The organism is Spartinivicinus poritis (assembly GCF_028858535.1).
In the GTDB taxonomy this organism is placed as follows: domain Bacteria; phylum Pseudomonadota; class Gammaproteobacteria; order Pseudomonadales; family Zooshikellaceae; genus Spartinivicinus; species Spartinivicinus poritis.
Genome location: NZ_JAPMOU010000068.1, coordinates 1 through 21,939, shown reverse-complemented (window position 1 = coordinate 21,939; position 21,939 = coordinate 1). Strand labels below are relative to the sequence as shown.

Here is a 21,939-nt window from a genome sequence, read left to right as displayed (position 1 = left end):
CCATTATTAAATTCCTAGTCAAATTAAGTGAAATACTGTGACCAGGTATTTTACAGATTATTTACCATGATTGGTATAAATCGAATGTACCGCTATTTGCCATGGCCATTCGGCAAGGCAATGAAGAAGTTCTTTACCCCTTATTAACTAAAAAAATTACCGCAATTAATGGGTGTTATTTTACAACGGCAACCCGTTCATTAATTCAAACAACATTATTTCCAATCGAACAATAAAATACTATGTCACAGAATTATTTTGTGCTGCTAACGAAAGTTGGCCAGGCACAGCTATCTAATGCCATTGCAATGGGGCGCAAACTCAATGTGTCCAAACTGCAAATAGGGGACGGTGGCGAGGATGAAGGCAAGGAAACCCACCCAACAGAGAACGATACCCAATTAAAGCGTGTGCGGGGAGAAGTGCCCGTTAACGCCGTATTTCAACATGATAGCAACCCGCATTGGGTTGTGTTTCAGGTAGTGATTCCTGATGATGTAGGCGGCTTTTACATCACGGAGTTAGGACTATTTGATGATAATGACAACTTAATCGCCATTGGTAAATACCCCAAAACTTACAAGGCAACGTTGCCTGATGGCATATCCACCAGTATGGATTTAGAGGTTATCTGTCAGGTGGGTAACGCTGAAAATGTCGAATTAAAAATTGATCCATCCAAGGTATTAGCCACCATTGATTACACTGAAAAACGTTTTCAAGATCACCTGGCAGCAGAAGACCCACACCCACAATATGAATTAAAAGAGAAATTACAAGACACAGCTTACCTAACCATATTAGAGCTTACGGATAGAATTTTACCCGTGGGTGTTCCTGTTCCTTGGCCTTCTGATATAGCACCTAAAGGATGGGCTGTAATGAAAGGCCAACAGTTTGATGTTAACGCCTATCCATTACTAGCAAAAGCCTACCCTACAGGTGCCTTGCCTGATTTAAGAGGGATGGTCATTAAAGGCAAACCAGATAATCGCGAAGCCCTGAGCCTTGAAGACGATCAAATAAAAAATCATACCCATACAGGTAATGTACACACTGTTGACCTTGGCACTAAAAACACAAATGCAACAGGTGCTCATACGCATACCATACGAGGTGATTACAATGAGGGCGCTGACGGCCCATTCGTAGCGGCGGGTGGTGGTGGTGCCAGGGCGCATCCACATACGTCTAGTGCAGGACATCACGCCCACAGCGTCCATATCGGTGCTCACGAACATGGTATAACCATTGACCCCTTTGGCGCTGACGAAAACACGGTAAAAAACATTGCATTTAATTACATTGTGCGAATGGCCTAATTTTATTTTTTAATTATTTACAGGTTTTAATGAATGACAACCGAATATTTACACGGGGTTGAACAGTATTTTTTAGACGACCCTATAAAACCCATTAAAATATTATCCGCCAGTACGATTGGCTTAATTGCTACGGCTGACGATGCCGATAATGATGTATTTCCACTCAATACCCCGGCGTTAATTGCAAGCGATAAACTCATCGCTAAAGCGGGTAAAACAGGCACATTAAGCGCGGCACTACAAGACATTTACCGCCAATCAGGGGCGATTGTCGTTGTGGTGAGAGTGCCAGAACCAGAGAACCCAACAGAGCCAACCGAGGCCGATTTAGCCAACATAATCGGTACTGTTGACTTTGAAACGGGTGATTATACCGGCTTAAAAGCCTTACGCATTGCAGAGGCAGCTGTCGGTGTAAGACCGCGTTTAATCATTGCACCAGAGTTTTCACACTATGTTGATGTGGCGGCGGCCATGGAAAACGAAGCCAAAAAACTAAACGCGACTGCCATTGTAGACGGTGACGAGTCGGGCTTTACTAATGTGATTAAAGCCGCTGAAGCCTTTAAAGAAGTGTTTTTTGTGAATGGCGGGATTGAAGTGCTAGATACGGCCTTAAAGAAAAAAGTAAAACGCAAGGCGTCAGCCACCATTGCTGGGCATATCGTCCGCGTCGACTTTAAAGAGGGCTATTGGCACTCACCATCGAACCGCAAGTTATACGGCATTACCGGCACGTCTGAGCCTGTAGACCATGCAATAGGATCACTGACCAGTAAGGCCAACCGCTACAACGAGAAGAATGTAGCAACCATTGTTAACCAGCAAGGCGGCTGGTATTTGTACGGCAACCGTTTATGCAATGGCACCATGCTACCCCATCAACGGGTGCGGTATATCGTGGGTGACTCCATTCTGTATGCCCACCAAGAGCTAGTAGACCGCAATATTACCCGCGACTATGTGGAATCGGTTAAAGCGCGGGTAAACAACCTATTACGGCGCCTTAAAGTCCGCAAAGTGATATCAGGCGGCGAGTGTTGGGTTGATGAAGAGCTGAATATGGCTGATATCGGTATCGGGCAAGTGACGTGGGACTACGATTTAGGCTTATACGACGTAGCCGAGCGTTTAACATTCCGCCAGCACATTAATAAAAAATATAACGAACAACTATTTACCAGCTAAGGAATAACACAACATGGCAAGTGTTCCCAGCATTCTGACAGACATGAATGCTTTTTTTAAAGACCAATCGTATGCCGGTATTTGCAACACCATCACGCTACCCAAAATAGCCTTTAAAACCAGTGATTTTACTGCCGCGGGTATTGCAGGCGATATTGAGCGCAGCTTACACCGGCTGGAAAAATTAGAATGTGAAATCACTATTTCAGATTACAACGACAAAGTCATAGGGCTGTTAGGCCAACCAGAAAGCGCACAAGAAGAGCTTAGGGTTAGAGGCTCACTGGATGTCAATGGCGAGATAAAAGCCATTATGGTCAAGCTCAGGGGCCTTTGGAAAAGCATGGAGTTAAACGAGTTTAAGCCCGAATCTGAGGCAACAATGAAGTTTTCCATTGCACCAGACTTGTATCAATTTGAATTAGATGGAAACGAACTGTTTTATATCGACAAGAAAAACTACGAAGTGCGGATTAATGGTGAAGACCGCACCAAAAAAATTAGAGAAGCATTAGGAATTTAATTATGACCACATTGAATACTGTTGAATTAAAAGAACCCATTACACGTGGTAAGAAAACCCTGGATAAAATCAGCCTAAGAGAGCCGCGAGCGGGCGAGCTGCGAGGGTTAGAGTTAATGTCTATTGTTAGAATGGACGTAAACAGCTTGCGTATTCTATTGCCCCGGATTAGCGAATTAAACGCCAATGAAGTGGATCAATTGCACCCGGCGGATCTCACTAAATTAGCTTCAGAGGTGACGGTTTTTTTAGCAGGTTAAGGTCAGTGCCAAATGATGTAATGGACATTGAGGCTGATTGTTTTATGGTGTTCCAAGGTTGGGATGCTAAAACAACCGAAGATATGACCCTACCTGAATTACTATTGTGGCACCAAAAAGCCACCCAACGGCAAGAAAGAATTAATCAACAAATACAATCATAGGAATTAATCAATGACCAGTGCCACCATGCGCTTACAAATGGTGATGGAACTGGCGGACCGGCTCAGTGCGCCTATGAATCAGGTAACACAACGCACTGAGCGTTTTAATCGTGAAGTTTCAGAAAGCCATCAAAGATTAAACGAGCTAGGCAATACTCGTCGTGCGCTAGAACAATTTAGGCAGTTACGACAGCGTACAGAACAGACTTCAACTGCACTAGAAGAAGCACAACGAGAAACGGCCCAGGTTGCACGCGAATTTAACCGCACTACAAACCCCACAGCAGCCCTTACACGTCGACTGCAGGAAGCCACAGCACAGACAAGGGGATTACGACAGCAACACTTAGAAGAGCGTCAGGAGTTGCAACAGCTAAGAGTACAGCTACAGCAAGCGGGTTTATCTACTACCAACTTAGATCATGCGACACTTAGCTTACAGCGTCGAACAGACCGCTATAACCGTGAATTGGAGGAACAACAACGACAGCTTGAGCGTACTCAAGCCAGGCAAGAACGGCTAAACAGACTGCAAGAGCGTAGCAGCGACCTTAAATCGAAACTGGTGGGTGATACGGCCAAATTAACAGGCGCTGTATTTGCAGTAAAACAACTGTCGGATGCTTACGCGGATGTGGTATCAGCTAAGGGTGAAATAGGCTCATTGGGGATTACAGCTGAAGGGCAAAATGTTATTGCTGAAAAAGCCCGTGAATATTCCAACCAATTTGCAGGGACAACAACTGAAGCCTTTATTTTAGCATCCTACGATATTAAATCGGGTATATCCTCGCTTGGTGATTCGGCTGTTGGTGAGTTTACTAAAATTGCTGCTTTAACTGCAGGGGCTACCAAATCCAGCACAGCCGAAATGACTAGCCTTTTTGCTTCGGGTTATGCCATTTACCGCGATCAATTTACAGGTTTTGCTAAAGGGTATATCGAGGATTGGGAAAAATTAAGCGCGGAAGAAAAGGATATTAAGTTTGGTCAAATGTTCAGTGCGGGTATTTCGTCGTCTGTACAGATGTTTAAAACTGATGGGCCTAAAGTGGCTCAAGCTCTGAGTACACTAGGTGCAACCGCTACCAGTGCCGGGGCGGCTATGGAAGAGCAATTTAGTGTACTAGGAATGTTATCGGCGTCAATGCAAGGCGGCGAAGCGGCTACAAAATACAAACGATTTATATTAAGTGCAGGTAAAGCAGGTGAAAAACTTGGCTTACAGTTTTTAGATGCCAACAATAAATTATTACCCACCGTCGATATTTTACGGCGCTTGAAAGAGCAATACGGCGACACCCTGGACGATGTAGAAAAGCAAGAATTAAGCAAAGCCTTTGGTACATCGGAAGCCGTAGACCTGATTGATATGTTATTCCCTAAAATTAATGAGCTAGACGATACCGTTGGCAAAATGCGGGATAACTTGCAAAAAGGCATGAAAACCACCAACACAATGGCCAATAACATTTTGTCTGGTGGAACGAATGAAGCTTATGAGCTATTAGGGCAACGTTTTAATAACCTGGCTGTTACCGTTGGTGAAATATTCGCCCCGGCATTAATTGCCGTATCCAATTTATTGGGTGAGGCGGCGATAGTCGTACAAGATTTAATTAAGGATTTTCCGCTTGTCTCTAAAGCGATTTTATGGGGCGCTGGAGCCTTTGTGGCGTTAAAGGTGGCCATGATAGCAGGGCGAACCGCGATGTTAGCCTGGAATGCCGCCACTTTATTTGGACTCACTACAGCCAGTAGTTTAAATCTGGCAATGATCCGAATGGGGGCGATTCATACGGCATTAGCAGCAAAAACAGCCGTAGTCACAGCTGCACAATGGCTATGGAATACGGCACTGATGGCTAATCCCATTGGCTTAGTGATTACTGCAGTTGGCGCACTAATCGGCATAGCGGCTTATCTAGTGGATGACTGGGGAGCCGTTGGCCAATGGTTTGTTGATTTATGGGATGACATCACAGCGCTGTTTTGGAATGGCTGGGAGGTGATTAAAACGGTATTTTCTTATTCACCATTAGGGCTACTCATACAACACTGGCAGCCCATTACAGGCTACTTTGATAGCTTATGTGAAGCAGTAAAAAATATATTCTCAATTGCCTGGAAATGGATACAAGAGAGTGTCATAGGTCCAATCATGGCGATTAAGGAAACGCTAGGCGCTGCGTGGAATAAGCTCTTTGGTGATGATGACAAATCAGTTGAAGTTACACAAAAAGTAAAACAAATCTCTGACCAGGCTGTAAAAATCTCGAATGAAAACCCCGATATTACTAACCAGGTTAAACAACCTGAGCCATTAACAGGCAACACCAGGGGTATGAATCAAACCAATAACTATCAAATAGCGGTTAATGTGGACCAGCCAAACGCGACACCTGATGAAATTAATAAAGCCGTTGCTAAAGCTATGGATGAACACCAGCGTAAAAATGCCCGTTCAATAAGAGGTAATTTACATGATTAACGATGTACCGAATCAAACTATGATGGCAATAGGCGATTTTATTTTTAGTGTTAGCACGCTGGAATATCAGTCATTAAAAACTAGCCAAGCCTGGCGTTGGGCGAATAAAGACCGCTACGGACGTAAACCCGCTAAGCAATTTCATGGACCAGGAGCAGCTAAAAAAACCTTAAGCATTGCCGTATACCCAGAAACCAAACAGGATTTTTACTGGTTCGATCAGCTTCAACAACTGGCAGATAAAGGCGAGCCTTACCGCTTAATTGGTGGCTCACCGTCGGGTGGAGTGGATTTAGGACTATGGGTGATTGATCAAATAGAACGGAGTGACGCTTATTTTTATGAGGATGGCACACCAATGGAAATGAAAGGGAGCCTATCAATATCAGAGTATGGAGAGGATGAAACCCAGTGAAATATCGAACGCAACAGAATGATATGCTCGATGCCATTTGCCATAAATATTATCAAGGCAATATCAATACGCTCGATGTCGTACTGGCTGCCAACCCAGGTATAGCAAAGCATGGCGCGTTGCTGCCTGCAGGTTTAACTATCGAATTACCCGCGATTCAAGCAGAAGAAAAAGACCAGCGGATAACGTTATGGGATTAATTCCTATTTGTCCATTTCTGCACAAGATCAGTAAAAAAGTCCATTGATAGATAGGTTATGTGCTATGTACCCAGTTATCAATAGATAAACCATCTATATACTTAAAGTGCTTTGTATTATTTGTAATTAATGTTGCGCCTAAGCTCTTTGCGTGCGCCCCAATCATCATATCCATGTTGCCTATGGGAGTCCCATTGCTCTCTAAGGTACTTCTAATTCTTGCGTATGTATCAGCAGCATCCTTATCCCAATCAAGAACATTTAGATACTTAATAAAAAGCGAAATAACTTCATGATTTATTTTTTTAGAGCTAGAGCGCTCAACACCATACCGAAGCTCTGAGTAAGTAACGATTGAGATGCATATTTCATCCATTGCAACCTGCTTAAATCGCTCTAGCACAGCGGGAGGGCGCTCTTTAATGATATAACTACATGTGTCTGTATCAAGCATATACATCTAAAATAAATCCCTTTCCTGTGGTTTGTCATCTGCAATGTCACACATAAAATCATCTGTAGCCTTAAGCTCACTTGAGAAAAAAGAATCCCAGGAACTAGGCTTAGCGCTCAAGATAACCTTATCGCCTACCTTCTCTATAAAGACTTCTTCACCTTCAAACTGGAACTCTTTAGGTAAGCGCACTGCTTGACTTCGACCGTTAGGGAAAAGCTTTGCTGTCTTTTGCATCACTTAGACCTCCTTATAATTTTGGTATATACAAAAGTATATATCATAGTATACATTAAGGTATATATGAAAGTATATACTTTTTTAGCGACCTTGCTGCCTTAGATCCATCAAGGTTTCATTTGACACAACATGCTTCTTCATTCGTTTGATATTCGCAATGGCAAGCTTAGCGCGTTGTCTGCGGCTATCGGCAGGAATTAAGTCAGCTACCACTTTGCCATGATTAGTGATAGTAAACGACTCGCCAGCCTCAACCCGTCTAAGAAACTCGGGGAGCTTGTTCTTTGCCTCATATGAGGCAACTTTACTCTTCATTATCATTACCTAAATAGATTTTTTATTGTCCAATTTAAATTACAATATGACAAAAACGAAATTTAAAATCTTAGCCAACCAAAAAAACATTACCCAATTAATTGCTGACCGATTAATTAAATTAACCATTCAAGATGAAGCAGGCACTAAATCTGATGCTGTAACTATTGATTTAGATAACCGCGACCAGGCCATTCATTTTCCGAAAACTGGGGCAGAGCTGGAAGTGTGGCTACAGGGAATTTATAAAGGGCTGTATGTGGTGGATGAGTTAGAAGAGTCGCTAGATGACGATAACCTAACGATTCACGGCAAAGCAGCGAATATGAAGGGCAGTATCAAAGCCACGCATGACGCTTCATACGACAATATCACTCTGCAGGAGCTAGCCAATCAAGTTGCTAATAAACATGGTTATCAGCTGGCTATAAATCCAGAATTAGCCTCAATACAGTTTGAGCATATCGACCAGAGAGGGGAGAGTGATTTAAACCTATTAACTCGATTGGCTAACCAACACAATGCCATAGCCAAAGCCATGGCGAATAAACTGTATATTGTGCCGAAGGGTGAAAGTAGAAATATTCGTAACCAGAAATTACCTACCATCACTATTAACGACCCACACAACAGTAGTGGCCGTGTTGTTATCAATGAGCGCAATGATTACCAGGCCGTTCAAGCCTATTGGTTTTCAGAAAAAAAGCAGCAAAAGATAGCGGTTTTGGCTGGGCAGGACGAGCCAAAATACACACTTCGTGAAACCTACAAAACGGCAAGTGATGCCAAAAGTGCGGCTAGTTCAAGGTTAAACAGGTTAAAGCGAGGTAAAAAGTCACTGTCACTTACACGTCCATTGTCGCCAGAGATAGCACCAGAGCAGCGAATAACACTAGTTAACCATAAGACAAGTGCCAATGGTGATTGGGTAGTAAAGACTGTTGAGCATAGTTTAGGCGGTGGGTTTGCTGAAACTAATTTAGAGCTGGTATTGCCAAGGTGATAAAAAACCAAAAATAGACGACAAATTATGTATTAAATATTCAATAACAGCCGTAAATCATAGGATATAAATGACTTAAATTTTTGAAAAAACTAATAAAAACGTTTGACAGTGACCTATATCAGATTAAAATGTGAAGTCGATCTAGTTATGTATAGACAGAGTTTCCGTTGGCTACAGAACTCATCAATAAGCAGATCAAAAATAAATTTATGATAAGTTGGAGTTAAGGAGCGAAATGATTTCGTGGTCTAAACGGATTGGTATAGTTACCGGCAACACGTTTGAATACTATGATATAGCAGTATTTGCAGCCATCTCTACCTATATAGCCGTAAACTTTTTTCCTGGTGATACAAAAAATTCGTTGCTGTTTGTTTGGGGAATATTTGCGTTACGTTTTCTGATGCGCCCAGTAGGCGGCTATATCATGGGATGGTACGCTGATAAATATGGTAGAAAACCCGCCCTTATTTTGACAAGCGGCCTAATAGGTATAGCAACAATAACCCTTGCATTGCTGCCTACCTATAATGAAATAGGGCTATTAGCACCTTGTATTTTGCTCTTGCTACAAATGATTCAATCATTCTGTTTTGGCGGTGAATACCCTGTCATTATTAGCTACTTAGTCGATAACTCGACGGAAAAAGAAAAGTCTAGAGTATCTGCGCTAATTGTCGCTAGTAGTCTAATGGGGGTTGTTTTATCACTAGTAATAACATTTGGTTTGGAATATTCATTAACAAAAGAGCAGATGACCGCTTGGGGTTGGCGTATACCGCTATTTCTAGGCATATTTAATATCATTTTTAGCTTTTACTTTAAGCTTAAATTGACTGATAAGCTTTCGACCATGGCTGATAGCCAAGGGTTTGGATTTGATCTTAATTCTATAATTAAGGTATTTTTGGTTACTATTCCTGCTGGTATAACGTTTTATGTTAATGCCGTTTCTTCAAGTACTGTAATCAATGCATTTACTGATGACAGTGCAACTAAAACACTATTCGCATTACTAAGTAACGCGCTGCTAGTTGTATTGTTTTTAATAGCAGGTTGGTTGATAGATAAATACTCAAATGCTGAAAAAGCAATGACAGCAGGAATCTATAGTCTAATACTGTTTTCAGCCCCGCTGTACATGCTGCTAGATAGCTCTAATATAATTGTATTGGGTATGGCTAAACTCTGTATTTTGGGTATCTCTGCAATCATATTAGCCCCAACATGTGCCGTAATTTTTGAGCAAACAGCGGCTAAAAATAGAACAACATCATTAGCCCTTGGTTATAATTTGGCCTTATCTATTTTTGGTGGATTAACCCCATTAGCTATTGCTGCATTATCCAGCTATGACACTGTTTATACTGGTTTAGTACTAGGTGCTACTGGTTTTACTTATGTATTTGCAATCAAATTGATGAATACTCACTTTGACGGAAGAGTCAAAACTAGCGAGAATGTTGTTCTAAGTTAAACAAATTAAAGGTGTCGGTGGGCTAGAATTTTCTAGTCAATCGGCATTTTTCATTTTATTAGAGCAACTATGAGCGCAACACAAACAGATTGGAATGCTAAGCACTACGCTAAAAACTCACCTGTACAAAAATCAATATCTAGCGTCATGCTAGAAGACGAAGATTTAAATAATCTAAAAGTTTTAGATGTAGGATGCGGTGATGGGGCTATTACTGCACAGATGAAGACTGATACCAATACAGTTGTTGGCCTTGATAGCTCTGGCGATATGATAAAATTTGCACATGAAAACTATCAAGAGTGCACGTTTATTGAACAAGATATCAGAGAGTTTGAAAGTGTAAGTCAGTTTGATCTAGTAACTAGCTTTAACTGTTTACATTGGATTAGTAACGTAGAGCAAGCCCTGGCTAATATTTACCAGGCAACGAACAAAGGGGGCAAATTCATTGGCGTGATATATCCCAGATGTAAAGACCTTTGGCAAGCCTCTGAAAACCTTTTAGCTAAATACCAATCCTATTTTAAAAACTTCTCTAACCCCTACCAATTCCACACTCTTTGTAGTTTTTCTAGTCTATTACGCGATACTGGTTTTAGTAAGCTAAAAATTAGCCATGAGGTGAGAAGCGCCAGCTTTAATAATGAAAAGCAATTCATTGATTATATTGCAGGCTGGATGCCACACGCGAAAGTAACGCCGCCTGAATTTATGACTGATTGGCTAGCTGAATATAAACAACTAACCAATCAAAATGGATCATCTACTATTGAGATGAGCTATGACGTAATCTTATTTAAATGCTTTAAAGTTTGCTAAATGCAACACTTGCAGCGGCTAAGGTTTTCTCAATAACTGCATTGGTATGAGTGATTGAAACAAAACCAGCTTCAAAAGCAGAAGGGGCTAGATAGACACCTTGCTCAAGCATTGCATGGAAAAAGGCTTTGAATTGCTCAAGATTACAGCTAGCCGCCTGCTGATAACTGGTAATTTCTTTATCTGTAGTAAAGAATAAGCCAAACATGCCGCCCACTTGTTGAGTTGTAAAATCAATGCCATGGCTATTAGCCAGCTCAGTTAAGCCTGCTGTTAGCTTGCTAGTAGTGGTAGTTAATTTTTCATAAAAACCAAGTTGTTCAAGCTGTTGTAAAGTGGCTAAACCAGCTGCCATAGCAACGGGATTACCTGACAGTGTACCTGCTTGATAAACTGGGCCTGTCGGGGCCAAATGGTCCATGATGGCCTGTTTCCCACCAAAGGCACCTACAGGCATACCACCGCCAATAATCTTGCCTAAAGCGGTTAAATCTGGAGTTACATTATAAAACGCTTGTGCTCCACCTTTAGCGACCCGAAAGCCAGTCATGACCTCATCAAATATTAGTACGCTACCATGCTGATCACATACACGACGTAAGCCTTCTAAAAAGCCTGGTACGGGAGGAATACAGTTCATATTGCCAGCTACTGGCTCTACGATAATACAGGCGATTTGTTCACCAATTTCTTTAAATACAGTTTCTACTTCATCTAAATCATTAAAAGACAAAGTAATAGTGTGATTAGCCAAGTCTGCTGGTACGCCTGGTGATGTAGGCACACCCAAAGTTAAAGCGCCAGAGCCAGCTTTTACTAGTAATGAATCTGCATGGCCATGATAGCAGCCTTCAAACTTAACAATTTTATCGCGGCCTGTGTAACCTCTGGCTAAGCGAATAGCGCTCATGGTGGCTTCAGTACCAGAGTTAACCATTCTAACCTGGTCCATACTAGGCACCATCTGACAGACCTTATCTGCCATTTGTATCTCTAGTGCAGTCGGCGCGCCAAAGCTTAAGCCATTTTTGAGCTGTTGTTGAACTGCTTCTATAACAGCTTCATGGTTGTGACCTAAGATCATAGGCCCCCAGGAGCCTACATAATCAATATATTGTTTATCGTCCTCGTCATAAAGATAGGGACCATTTGCAGATTTAAAAAAGATTGGCGTACCGCCAACCCCTTTAAATGCACGAACTGGTGAGTTAACCCCACCAGGAATATGTTTTTGTGCTTGTTGGTAAAGGTTTTCTGATTTGTTCATTTTGCACTCGTTCTGAATAAAACACCTAAACGATGAAGTAATTCATAAGCATTTTTTTCTACGGCGAAGTCGGTGAGTTCACCTCTGTTATTTATGCCTATTTTTTGACAAATGGCTGTTATCATTTTGGCAGCCGAGTCTCCTTTAACAGACAATAAATCGCCTACTTGTTTTGATGATAAATTGAGACACGCTAAAGCCAGGAATGCTATTTCTCTATCTGTAATATTCCCCAACTGCTGTCTGACAGTGTCAAACATGGTATCTAAATTTTTATTAGTTACAATCTCAACTGTAGTACTAGCAATTTGAGTAATAATATCCTGAATATTTACTGTTGCATTGTAACTAGACACAACACCATTGTTGAAAGCAAATTGGGTGGTACCATCATAATGAATCTCTTTGCCAGTCGGCGCGATAGAATAAAATTCACCCAAATGTTGACCAGAAACCCGCCACTTTAAAGTAGCTGTATTTCCTAATATGAATAGCTCATCTTCAGTATATCTGAGGGTAGGAAATGCTCTAAACCAAATCTGTAGAATTTTGTTAAATCCTTCTGTACCAGTAGAAATCCTTACTGGGCTTTCAATAATAGTTTGTTCGTTCATATACTCTGAAATGCAATCTACTTCTTTATCATTCCAGATGTATCCCATTAAATCGCGTGCTATTGCACCCTGTTTACAATTCATCCAAAAACGTCCCTTTTTATTATACAGCGAATCACCGCTTAAAATTTGATGAAAATATAAACAAAATTCCGTTGGCTAACATATAAAAAAATTATTTACAATACCGATTTTTGGTAGTGAATAGTAAATTTATTCAAATTATACTACGCGCGTAAGACAAAAGGCTAATTTACTGACAAATTTTTGTATTGTTTTTGTAATAGTCAATAGATAGAAGAACTAGAAAAAAGTGCGTGAGCATTAACACTTTAACTGTATATATAACCAGTGTTTTGTTATAGTACACGACTGTTTTTAGGGCCGCTTAGGCGGATATGAATGATAAAAAATGACTGAAGTTGTAGGCAAAATGAGCCCTAAAGAGGTTCTTTATAAAGCAAACACGATGCTTGCGGAGCTTGCTTGTATTCTTGATGGTGATAATGAAAATGCTGAAAAAGTGTGCAGCATTATTCAGTTAAGGAAAGAAATAAAAGTAATGATCAAAAAAAATACACAAACTGCCGACTGACACATTTGTTTTATATCTGATTGATTTGCTGCTAGTATCAACTGGATAACCCTCATTAGTTGTATGTTTTTATATTTCGATGGGTTATAGTAAGACACTTTTTGTGTATAGATTGAACAAATGTGGCGACAGTTGAAGTCTGGTTGTCACAGAATAGTAAACAATTTAAGGGTTAACTTATAGACGATTGCAAAAGCTAAACCCCTAAAACCAAAAAAACCCAGTGCTGGCACACTAGGTTTTGAGATTTTTGGGTGATCACGAAGAACACAACAAAAGTATTTGCGTGCTTTTAGTGTAATACGTGATCTGGCCTTTAGGCAAGCTTTGCTCGAAAAAAGTGGTCACGTTATGATGAATTTTATATTTCCTACCTGGTTAGATAAGCACACACATACACCATATTTAGCGGCTTGTAGGCGAATTGAGTCTATTAATCTGCGCTCAATCAATTTGTAAGATTTTTTCTTACTCGTTGTCATTATGAGCGTGGCCAACCGCCAGCAACGCCCAAAAACCATTCAAAAGCAGGGCGAGCAGAAGCTAACTAGAGCACAGCTGCATTTAGAAAAGCAGCGCAATGCTTACCGTGTGCTTGAAGCACTTAGAAAGCTGGCAGAGTACAACGCCTTTGCTAAAGCAACCTTTGCAACACTAAAAAGCGAGGGTATGCGCTGGCTGCCGTATTTAGCTAAAACCCTCAAACTGTCAGAGAGTGATATTAAAAAGCTGCTGATGGCTTTGGAACAGTTCGGCTATATACGCTGCCTGGCGGGTTTCGTGGGTAATATCAAGCTGCTTGAAAAATCCGAGAAAGCTAAGGGGCGGGTAAACTTAGGCGGGGGCTATTGTGGTCATGAGAATGACAGCCCCATATTTGAAATGGCCAGACCGATTAACTTAGGCAAACGCTCGCCCAGTTTAATTATCAATGCAGTTAAGCGCTCTACGGCATACTACAGCCGTCCTGATTTATTCCCCAGCTTAAAGTACTGCAAGCCCCATAAGAAGAAAAAGACCAAAAAGGGTGTTTCTCGTCGTCAGTATTCACAACGCCGCTTTGCTTGTGTGGTAGTCATGGCAGCACTACTTAAGCGAATGGACATTAAAACGCTGCAAATAGTGGTCAGTGATAAAGACGGCACATTCTACCATTGTAAAATTGCGGTACTGGTCAATGATACGGGCTTACATCCACGTCGTGTCGAGCGAGCAATGGGAGATTTAAGGGATGCGGGTTTGATTGATGTGCTAGGCCGTCCAACAGAAAAGGATGAAAAAGGCCAGTTTAAAGCCATGCCTGCTATCCGGGCTTTCAATGAATCATTTTTTGGTGTGTTGGGACTGGCTGTAGCTTTGAGAGAAGAGCGCAAGAAGCGTCAAAAGAAAGAGATTAAGCAAAATAAAAAGCAGCTGAAAAAGGCTGCTGAAGCTGAAGAGAAGCCCAATGTATCCGCTAAGCATCGTATGAAGTTGATATTTGATGCTAATCAGAAGCGCCAGGCCAATACACAACAGCAGCTGTTTGATAATAGTCAACGGCAGCAGCAAAAGCAGAATGAGCATGAGCAACTAGCCCATAAGAAGCAGTATTTATCTAAGCTTAGTGAGCTGTACGAGGCGTATAAGGGCGAAAAGGACTACCAAGAGCTTAAGCGACTAGCTAAGAAGTTAACAGGCTATACCGGCGATTAGAGGCGCTGACAGCTTCCTATTGTCTAAAGGCACCTACTTGATCAAATCTACACCACTGATTCAGTCCATTATTCATCTCATCCATAATTTGCACAATTAATAACCATAAATACACTTCACTAATGCACTAATCAACTCAATTTGTTGTTTATAAAAACCACAATTATTAATAAGTGTCGGTATGGTTTTTTAAATAGGTGTCGGGAATTAATCAGTCAGTTTCTATTAAACAATCTTTATAAGGCTGCGATAAATCGCACCTCTGCACGGCAGCCAAACTGCCTATATAAAAAAGCCTCGACAAGTCGAGAAAACTCTTTTCCGCTGCGCTCAGCTTATGCCGTTGGCAAGCGTCCACCAAAAGGCAATGAATTTTTTTGCTTACCGGCCCCACTGCCCGCTCAGACTCGTTCAGAGAGAACCTAAGCGCAACCCGCAAGGGGTCGCTACGCTTGCGCTTAGAACCATCTCTGCCCGTTTCAGGGCGTGCGTGGCTCCGGAAGGCAAAAAAATCAACTGGCCCTTACATCAAAAAAGCAATTTACGTGACTCCGTCACGTATTAAGAGCAGGAATTACTGATATGAACCAATTGACTAGTATTTATCCACAAAATCTGTGGGTAAGGCTGTTGATTAGTTTTAGGTGAATCATTCTGATTGCTTGGCTGCCATGTGGCTAAGAGTCAAGTAAAAATAATTTTACACTAATAGCTGCTTAGTCAAAGAATATCCTTAATTTTCATTTGGTTGTCTTATATGGAACAAGTGTTGCCTTATCACTTAGGTTGTAACTTAAGGAGTATAAGGTAATGAAAAAACTTGTAATATTTGCACTGTCTGTATTTTTATCTCAGCAAGCCTTGGCTGCAAAGGCTATTTATGAGCAGAAGATAAAGTTTGCAGGTGGCCTCCCTTTTTGCTTTACATCTCCAGCAAATACGGTTGTTGTTCAAAATATCAATGTCTGGCTTAGGAACTCTAGTTCAACAGCAACTAGTGTAATAATGTACCTTTGGGAGGAGGTCACTGGTAATGACTTCTATACTTCTGAAAGTGAATTTTCCAATGGGTTTATTATTCCACGATTAGAAGGCTCGTCATTTTTTGCGGATAATGTCCGTACTAGAATTTATCTTAGGCCAAATACTAGGCAGTGTATTGTAATTAGTGGAGCAAGTGGTGATGTATTAATCTCTGGCACTGAAAACTCTAAACTCAACCCTTGATTTACTATTGTACTCATGATGTTAGTTGGCTCATATCACAAAACAACGATCAAAAACTATACAATTCATTTTTGAGCAATTACTATAGAATCTTATTTACTCATATCTTCATGGATGAAGAAATATTCATGTATAAAAGAAATTTGGCCCCGCCCGTGGGGTTTATTTTTTCCTGCTACTTGCCATATCACCCAGCCCTATATATAGTAAACGTGATCAAGTCACGTAAACGGATATAACAACATGGGCCGCCCTCGCTTAACAGTCAATAGAGATAACTTTGGTAAAATCTACACCTATATTCGAGAGAATATCTACAACAATGATATGACCATCAAGTTTGACTGGCCGGAGACTATTAGCATCTGTAATAAGCTGCCGTATGCAGTACCTGACTTCTTATCTATTCAGTTCATGCCCAGTGATCCCAAGCAATGCGAAGCCCTACAAGCCTGGTGTGACAAGTGGTTGAATGCTAAGAGCAACAGCCGCGAGTGGAACAAGATCAAAGACGCTATCCGGGCTAAGCGGAAGCGTAAGGCTGACAAGGAAGCCGGTATAAGTAAACAACCATTGTCTGTTGAACCCTATGCTCATACGCTTGCTACCTATATTGCAGAATATGAGAAAATAACCGTTTCTGAAGTGCTAGAGAAGTATCTGGAGCCGATCTATAGGAAGCACGAGGAAAAGAGCCGGCGGAAAAGTAAATAAGCGTGACTTGGTCACGCTTAATGATATTTACAAAGGTTTTTGACTACTACTTAAGCCTGGACACATCAAAGCGCCTTGGGATGAGTAGAGGTGTTACACGGTAACAAGGTTAGAAAGTGACATGCCAGAAACATATTATGTTGGATTAGAAAGTTTTTCAGAAGAAGACGCCCTTTACTTAAGTAGTGAAAACATTTTTATACATTATAAAGATATTCTTGAAGGGCTATTAAAGCCGCATGAAGTAGAGTTTTTATATTGGCCTTTAGAGCCTGCTTATTCGTTGATAGATGGAGAGAAAGCTGATGATTATAAGCCCATATTTAAAGACCCTCACAAGCTACTGATAATTACACACAAGATTAAAGACTGTTTGAAAAAGAAAGAAGGAGAGTTTATTAATAGCAAAACAGGTAACTATTATCACGAAGATTTGCAAGAGCATCTAGATAACATTATTAAACTTTGCAAAAAGGCAAAGAAGCATGGCGTAAGGCTAAAGCTTTATGCTTACTACTAAGCTATAGCCTGGGCTACATCCCCTTAAAATCAATAGATTTGAGACTGTTACACAATTTAAATTACAGACTCATGATTTTTAATTGTGGTCAACTATCTGGCTTAATACTTTGAGTCCTTGTTTTCTTATAGAGTAAGCCATATATATTCCTACCCCATAAATAATTACGACTAAGGGGTATATTATAGTAGAATTTTTTTCTATTACTGCCCACAATTCACTAAAATTCCAACTAGGATCAATTAGGGATTTTAATAAATAGGCAAATGGGGCTACAATAATCGTTAAGAAAATACCATTTATCAAACTTTCAGAATTTTTTATTAAACTATTTGCATAAGCTTCTTTAGCTTTATTATTCATTTTTTCTAGTTTCATACTTTTTCCATTATCTAGTTCTATATTTTTCCTTGCTTTCAGATGTTAACATATAAAAATTACATGTAATATCAATGTTTAGTGATTGAATTTTAGTCACTTCAAAACTCACTAACTTTTACCTTAAAGTTAGTGAGTTACTCAATCGCTACAAGCCAGTTACAGCAAAGCCTACAGCTAAATTGCACAACACTTGTCCTTGCACTCCAGTGAAAAACTCGCTAACTTATCACCATATTTGGCAGAAACCCAACAAGTGACGTAATGTTTAAAACTGGTCAAAATCCGAACTATCCGCGCAAAGGGTCACAAATCAAAGTCGAACCCATCCGCGACAAACGCGCCATTACTCGCATTAAAAAATTATTAGAAGATATACCACGAGAGAATTGTATTTTTATTCTTGGAATTAATACGGCATTTCGTGCTAACGAATTATTATCAATTCGTGCCGAGCAAGTACATATGATTGAGCACGGTTCCTATTTAGATGTAAAACAGAAAAAAAATAATAAATATCGAAAGGTTTTACTTAACCAAGCAGCCACCAACGCAATACAACAACTGCTAGCCAGCCGCCACTACAAGCCAGAAGAGCTACTATTCCAAGGTCAGCGGGGGCCTATCACCGTACCCACCATCAACCGCATGGTAAAGCAATGGTGCAAAAATGTAGGCTTGAAGGGTAACTACGGCAGCCACAGCCTACGCAAGACGTGGGGTTACTGGCAGCGCAAGGGCAACAACGCCCCGGTGCCAGTGTTAATGGAAGCCTTCGGACATGCGACCCAAAAGCAAACTCTGGACTACCTGGGCATTGAAGAGAAAGAGATACACGAGCTGTATTTGTATGAGATTTAGTTATATTTAAAATTACCAGCAAAACACATTACCTACTTTCAGTATTTCTTCATATGCGACAACCCTGCTGATTTTTAGAATCCCTATCTTCTTTAGACATCTAGTTGCTATGTCTTAATCAACCCTATTAACAAAGCTATAAAGAATTAGTTTTAAACTGAACAAAAATCAATCACAAAAACTACCAGGACTGTACTTATTTTAACCATAATTATTGCTAATTTTTTCTTGCAAAGCAGCTAACTAACTGAGTAAAAACGACTTATCGTTAGTGTCTGCTAACCAATTGTTTTGTCAAATTTTTTCAACGTTTTTCATAGAGAATTACTACTTGCAATAAAATGGAAACCGCATTATCTTGTACCGCCCAAAACGTTCTATACTACATATAGTACTGCTTATTTAGGCAAGCCCCAGCATCATGAATGACGAATTTCAAGTGCATAGAGGATTTTTTTCCAAGGGCTGGTATCTGCAGTTATCCAACGAGGCAGTTAACATCTTCTTAAGATGTCTCGCTGTAAGCTCAAGTAGTTCTTGTGCAAAAAAACGATCCTGATTTATATCAGTTGGCACACTTTCGCCTAACGATTTAGCAGGCATCAACTATATGTGGTAAACATTATGAGCAACTCACGCAGAAAAAATAGATATTGTTTAAACAAAACGGACTTGTTTAACTGGAAATTAATAAGGACTTTATTACTTATAGATATAAAGGTAAGCGAATGAAAGTAGATTTTAAAGCAGAACTATCAAATAACGGTAAATATATATATTTAGCAATTATCCTGGCGTTTATACCGCCAGAACAAATTGCTAATGCTATAGAGTTAATAAAAGTATTTGTTAATTAGAGCTGCCACTCTTACTTATAAATACTTTTAAGGTAGGATATTATATACAATATCCTACCAATAATATAGCTTAATTAAGCCACTCTAGCTATTTTACTTACACCACCTCTGACGTTTACTGCCATCATATGGTCTTGCAAGTTAGCTGGGTTCGCAGTATTGGCAAGTGTATGAAGAAAAAAGTCAGCGCGGGGTTGGCCTTACTCAAAGCTGTTATGTAGTTTTCTAGCGGTGTTTAGTCGCTCAGTTAACCGCCTATCTAGACTACTATTTAACCAATTGCTATTTGCTAGCTCTTCCAGCCATAACCAAAGCTGCTCGTAGTTTTGCTTGTTTTTCTTGCCGCCAGGGTTAGTGTGGTTTTTTTGATATTTGATAATATGGCTTGCCCAGTCAAATAACTGCTCTCTTGTAATTTTACTTTTTTGGTATCTTTCAAGAGATATTATATAGGTTTTATAGGTAATAAAGTTTTTAACCCTAAATAAGCAAATAGGACAATACACGAGCATTGCTAATAATGAGACAGCACCAATGATTGACCTAGTTTCACTATTTTCTATTGGGTAAACATTAGTTGGAAGATAGTAAATTGGTAATATTGCGCAAAGAGCAAATAGTGTATATGTCCATCTGATAATAGTTGCGTATAAAGACTTGCTAGCATTATTTTGTGCATGGAGAAAAAGCTCCATACACAAGATAAATATAGCAACAACAAGTATTTGAAGAGCTATATACATTAATTAATTACTCTTTTGCTTTTTCTGTTGGAACACATAAACAAGATTGCTCGTCTATTCCATTTGCAGGTCCTTCAGCCACTAACTCAGTAAGTAACTGGGTACTATTTCTTAATCCACCTAGAATTCCCAGTTGTGTGCCTGTAGCTGCAATACTCGCAGCATTTGACCTAACAATGCCACCAGTTTGGTATCTTGAGGCAATTCCCAAGGGGTTCATAGCTGCAAATGGGCCAGGTATACCGCTCAGTAAAACCTGAGCGCCTGAAAACTCTTTGCAGCGAAAAGCGGCTTGTGGAGTTAATAATGACATTCCTTTTCCTACACGAGAAATGTTTATTCCCGCATATTGACCTAAAACGTTAGATGCCATTCCTGAAACAGAAGTTGTTATAGCTGTTCTTGCTATGCTACCAGAAACTAGTGCTCCACCAGCAGATCCAGCCGCCGCAGCATTTAAAGTAACTGCACCTACGAAGCCACCAGCTACTGCTCCCCCTGCTACAGATCCTACTAAATCCCAGCCTGACTGGCCACTAGCCATTCCTGCCATAAAACCACCAACTCCCCCAGAAATACTGCCAATAATGAATCCAGCTGCCTGAGGTGCTAATAGGCCTTCTGGGTCAGTGTACCGATTGGGATTTTGAAGAGCGTAAGCATAAGTGTTCATTCCCCCGTTTAACCCAATAGGATCAGTCTGCACATAACGCCCAAGTCTTGGGTTATAATCCCGGTTTACGTTGTAATAAGTACCTGTTTCCTTGTCGTATACCTGACCAGGGAAGCGCAGCGAAATAGCAGTTTTAATACCGTCGCCGTCGACATCTTCTTCAGCGTCACCAACTCCAAAAGCATCAGATTCCCATTGCCAAACGACTTTCTTTTGGTCGTTAGTCGCATATCGTGGGGTATTGAGGTGGTCGGTGTGAATAAAGCTAATGGTGTATTTGCCATCTTTCCCAGCAATATGGGCAATTGGCATACTCCCCAACCAAATATATTCACTGGTTTGTTTTAAGTCCCTTTCAAAGTAACTCAGCTCACTTAATAAATTGCCGCCATTGCTGTAAGTATAAAAATCCTGGTAAAGAGAGCCGTCTACCCGCCTTATACGTCTACCAAATGAATCATAGTAGTTGTATACCTTCAGCCTTCCGCCATTAACAACGCGTTCTAAGCGGCCAGTTGGGTCATACTGGTAGACATCACCGTCATACTTTTTAAAATGCCCGCTCTCGGTATGAACAACAGCCTTATTCTCGATCTTATCAAGCTGGTTGCTGTTGTTTTTATACGTCAGGGTTTGGGTTTCGGTTTTATCACCAAGTTTCCAGGAACGGCTTAAGCGGTTGCCTAACTCATCATAAACATAAGTTTTGCTGCCATAGCTGCCTGTTTCTCCTTCTAGTCGGTCCAGTGCATCATAAGCAAATGTTTGACTATTAACGCCTCGATCAATGCCTGTGATATTGCTATTGTCATCATAGGAAAAATGGCGTCTATCGATACCTGTAGCGAGATGGCCTGTAATGCGGTAGTCCTGGTCGTACGATCTTGATAGTAGTATTCCATTACCCCATTTGAA

Annotated in this window: 26 protein-coding genes; 18 read left to right on the top strand and 8 right to left on the bottom strand. The window is 40.6% G+C overall.

The genetic code is table 11. The features are described from left to right. The first annotated feature begins 242 nt into the window (after nt 1-242). From ORQ98_RS26515 to ORQ98_RS26480, 8 genes are read left to right on the top strand one after another with little or no spacing between them, the layout of a single operon-like run. Nucleotides 243-1,322 carry a phage tail-collar fiber domain-containing protein gene (locus ORQ98_RS26515; RefSeq protein ID WP_274691840.1) on the top strand — a complete coding sequence of 360 codons (1,080 nt, stop codon included), beginning with the start codon at nt 243-245 and terminating at the stop codon, nt 1,320-1,322. 33 nt (nt 1,323-1,355) lie between these two features. Next, the gene (locus ORQ98_RS26510) at nt 1,356-2,513 is read left to right on the top strand and encodes a phage tail sheath subtilisin-like domain-containing protein (RefSeq protein WP_274691839.1); all 1,158 of its coding nucleotides are present in this window, start codon (nt 1,356-1,358) and stop codon (nt 2,511-2,513) included. A 13-nt stretch (nt 2,514-2,526) separates the two neighbouring features. Next, on the top strand, nt 2,527-3,036 hold the full coding sequence (locus ORQ98_RS26505) for a phage major tail tube protein (RefSeq protein ID WP_274691838.1): 510 nt from the start codon (nt 2,527-2,529) through the stop codon (nt 3,034-3,036). A 2-nt stretch (nt 3,037-3,038) separates the two neighbouring features. Then, complete coding sequence (locus ORQ98_RS26500) at nt 3,039-3,296, top strand: phage tail assembly protein (RefSeq protein WP_274691837.1); 258 nt, start codon at nt 3,039-3,041, stop codon at nt 3,294-3,296. A 5-nt stretch (nt 3,297-3,301) separates the two neighbouring features. Beyond that, nucleotides 3,302-3,460 carry a GpE family phage tail protein gene (locus tag ORQ98_RS26495; protein WP_274691836.1) on the top strand — a complete coding sequence of 53 codons (159 nt, stop codon included), beginning with the start codon at nt 3,302-3,304 and terminating at the stop codon, nt 3,458-3,460. Between the two features lie 10 nt (nt 3,461-3,470). Continuing rightward, nucleotides 3,471-5,951, top strand: coding sequence for a phage tail tape measure protein (locus ORQ98_RS26490; RefSeq protein ID WP_274691835.1), 2,481 nt, complete (start codon nt 3,471-3,473; stop codon nt 5,949-5,951). Further along, nucleotides 5,944-6,366, top strand: coding sequence for a phage tail protein (locus tag ORQ98_RS26485; RefSeq protein ID WP_274691834.1), 423 nt, complete (start codon nt 5,944-5,946; stop codon nt 6,364-6,366). Before ORQ98_RS26490 ends, ORQ98_RS26485 begins: the two co-directional genes overlap by 8 nt. Continuing rightward, a complete protein-coding gene (locus tag ORQ98_RS26480) occupies nt 6,363-6,566 on the top strand; it encodes a tail protein X (RefSeq protein ID WP_274691833.1) in 204 nt (67 codons plus the stop codon). Before ORQ98_RS26485 ends, ORQ98_RS26480 begins: the two co-directional genes overlap by 4 nt. A gap of 55 nt (nt 6,567-6,621) precedes the next feature. Here the strand turns inward: ORQ98_RS26480 and vapC are convergent, their stop codons facing one another. From vapC to ORQ98_RS26465, 3 genes are all read right to left on the bottom strand, one after another. Then, nucleotides 6,622-7,026: a type II toxin-antitoxin system tRNA(fMet)-specific endonuclease VapC gene (vapC, locus tag ORQ98_RS26475; RefSeq protein WP_274691832.1), complete on the bottom strand. Its 405-nt coding sequence runs from the start codon at nt 7,024-7,026 to the stop codon at nt 6,622-6,624. After that, on the bottom strand, nt 7,027-7,257 hold the full coding sequence (locus ORQ98_RS26470) for an antitoxin (protein WP_274691831.1): 231 nt from the start codon (nt 7,255-7,257) through the stop codon (nt 7,027-7,029). Nucleotides 7,258-7,341: 84 nt separating this feature from the next. Further along, the gene (locus tag ORQ98_RS26465) at nt 7,342-7,575 is read right to left on the bottom strand and encodes a type II toxin-antitoxin system Phd/YefM family antitoxin (protein ID WP_274691830.1); all 234 of its coding nucleotides are present in this window, start codon (nt 7,573-7,575) and stop codon (nt 7,342-7,344) included. Nucleotides 7,576-7,621: 46 nt separating this feature from the next. Here ORQ98_RS26465 and ORQ98_RS26460 point away from each other — a divergent pair, with 46 nt between their 5' ends. The 3 genes from ORQ98_RS26460 to ORQ98_RS26450 all read left to right on the top strand — a co-directional run bounded on the left by ORQ98_RS26460 (nt 7,622) and on the right by ORQ98_RS26450 (nt 10,880). Further along, complete coding sequence (locus ORQ98_RS26460; RefSeq protein WP_274691829.1) at nt 7,622-8,578, top strand: contractile injection system protein, VgrG/Pvc8 family; 957 nt, start codon at nt 7,622-7,624, stop codon at nt 8,576-8,578. Nucleotides 8,579-8,816: 238 nt separating this feature from the next. Beyond that, nucleotides 8,817-10,058, top strand: coding sequence for an MFS transporter (locus tag ORQ98_RS26455; RefSeq protein WP_274691828.1), 1,242 nt, complete (start codon nt 8,817-8,819; stop codon nt 10,056-10,058). 69 nt (nt 10,059-10,127) lie between these two features. Beyond that, nucleotides 10,128-10,880, top strand: a complete 753-nt coding sequence (locus tag ORQ98_RS26450) for a class I SAM-dependent methyltransferase (protein WP_274691827.1) — start codon at nt 10,128-10,130, stop codon at nt 10,878-10,880. On the opposite strand, the gene hemL is transcribed toward ORQ98_RS26450, so the two are convergent. Together hemL and ORQ98_RS26440 are read right to left on the bottom strand one after the other, a co-directional pair. Continuing rightward, the gene (hemL, locus tag ORQ98_RS26445; protein ID WP_274691826.1) at nt 10,867-12,147 is read right to left on the bottom strand and encodes a glutamate-1-semialdehyde 2,1-aminomutase; all 1,281 of its coding nucleotides are present in this window, start codon (nt 12,145-12,147) and stop codon (nt 10,867-10,869) included. The two genes, ORQ98_RS26450 and hemL, sit on opposite strands and share 14 nt — an antisense overlap. After that, a complete protein-coding gene (locus ORQ98_RS26440) occupies nt 12,144-12,845 on the bottom strand; it encodes an ester cyclase (protein WP_274691825.1) in 702 nt (233 codons plus the stop codon). The genes hemL and ORQ98_RS26440 overlap by 4 nt, the downstream gene beginning before the upstream one ends. 328 nt (nt 12,846-13,173) lie before the next feature. On the opposite strand from ORQ98_RS26440, the gene ORQ98_RS26435 reads away from it, so the two are divergent. The 5 genes from ORQ98_RS26435 to ORQ98_RS26415 all read left to right on the top strand — a co-directional run bounded on the left by ORQ98_RS26435 (nt 13,174) and on the right by ORQ98_RS26415 (nt 17,512). Beyond that, the gene (locus ORQ98_RS26435) at nt 13,174-13,356 is read left to right on the top strand and encodes a hypothetical protein (protein ID WP_274691824.1); all 183 of its coding nucleotides are present in this window, start codon (nt 13,174-13,176) and stop codon (nt 13,354-13,356) included. Between the two features lie 483 nt (nt 13,357-13,839). Further along, the gene (locus ORQ98_RS26430; protein ID WP_274691823.1) at nt 13,840-15,051 is read left to right on the top strand and encodes a hypothetical protein; all 1,212 of its coding nucleotides are present in this window, start codon (nt 13,840-13,842) and stop codon (nt 15,049-15,051) included. An 810-nt stretch (nt 15,052-15,861) separates the two neighbouring features. Further along, nucleotides 15,862-16,278 (top strand): hypothetical protein, encoded by a 417-nt coding sequence (locus ORQ98_RS26425; protein ID WP_274691822.1) that lies wholly within the window; start codon nt 15,862-15,864, stop codon nt 16,276-16,278. 243 nt (nt 16,279-16,521) lie between these two features. Then, nucleotides 16,522-16,992, top strand: a complete 471-nt coding sequence (locus ORQ98_RS26420) for a hypothetical protein (RefSeq protein ID WP_274691821.1) — start codon at nt 16,522-16,524, stop codon at nt 16,990-16,992. A 121-nt stretch (nt 16,993-17,113) separates the two neighbouring features. Next, nucleotides 17,114-17,512 (top strand): hypothetical protein, encoded by a 399-nt coding sequence (locus tag ORQ98_RS26415; protein WP_274691820.1) that lies wholly within the window; start codon nt 17,114-17,116, stop codon nt 17,510-17,512. Between the two features lie 78 nt (nt 17,513-17,590). Here the strand turns inward: ORQ98_RS26415 and ORQ98_RS26410 are convergent, their stop codons facing one another. Next, the gene (locus tag ORQ98_RS26410) at nt 17,591-17,890 is read right to left on the bottom strand and encodes a hypothetical protein (protein ID WP_274691819.1); all 300 of its coding nucleotides are present in this window, start codon (nt 17,888-17,890) and stop codon (nt 17,591-17,593) included. A 264-nt stretch (nt 17,891-18,154) separates the two neighbouring features. Here ORQ98_RS26410 and ORQ98_RS26405 point away from each other — a divergent pair, with 264 nt between their 5' ends. Together ORQ98_RS26405 and ORQ98_RS26400 are read left to right on the top strand one after the other, a co-directional pair. Continuing rightward, entirely contained in the window at nt 18,155-18,751 is a 597-nt protein-coding gene (locus ORQ98_RS26405) for a tyrosine-type recombinase/integrase (RefSeq protein ID WP_274691818.1), read from the top strand. Between the two features lie 728 nt (nt 18,752-19,479). Next, the gene (locus ORQ98_RS26400) at nt 19,480-19,608 is read left to right on the top strand and encodes a hypothetical protein (protein WP_274691817.1); all 129 of its coding nucleotides are present in this window, start codon (nt 19,480-19,482) and stop codon (nt 19,606-19,608) included. 200 nt (nt 19,609-19,808) lie between these two features. Here ORQ98_RS26400 and ORQ98_RS26395 read toward each other — a convergent pair whose 3' ends face one another. Continuing rightward, nucleotides 19,809-20,351, bottom strand: coding sequence for a hypothetical protein (locus ORQ98_RS26395; RefSeq protein WP_274691816.1), 543 nt, complete (start codon nt 20,349-20,351; stop codon nt 19,809-19,811). A gap of 7 nt (nt 20,352-20,358) precedes the next feature. After that, nucleotides 20,359-21,939 (bottom strand): RHS repeat domain-containing protein (locus ORQ98_RS26390; RefSeq protein ID WP_342455234.1); only part of this gene is annotated, 1,581 nt, incomplete at its 5' end.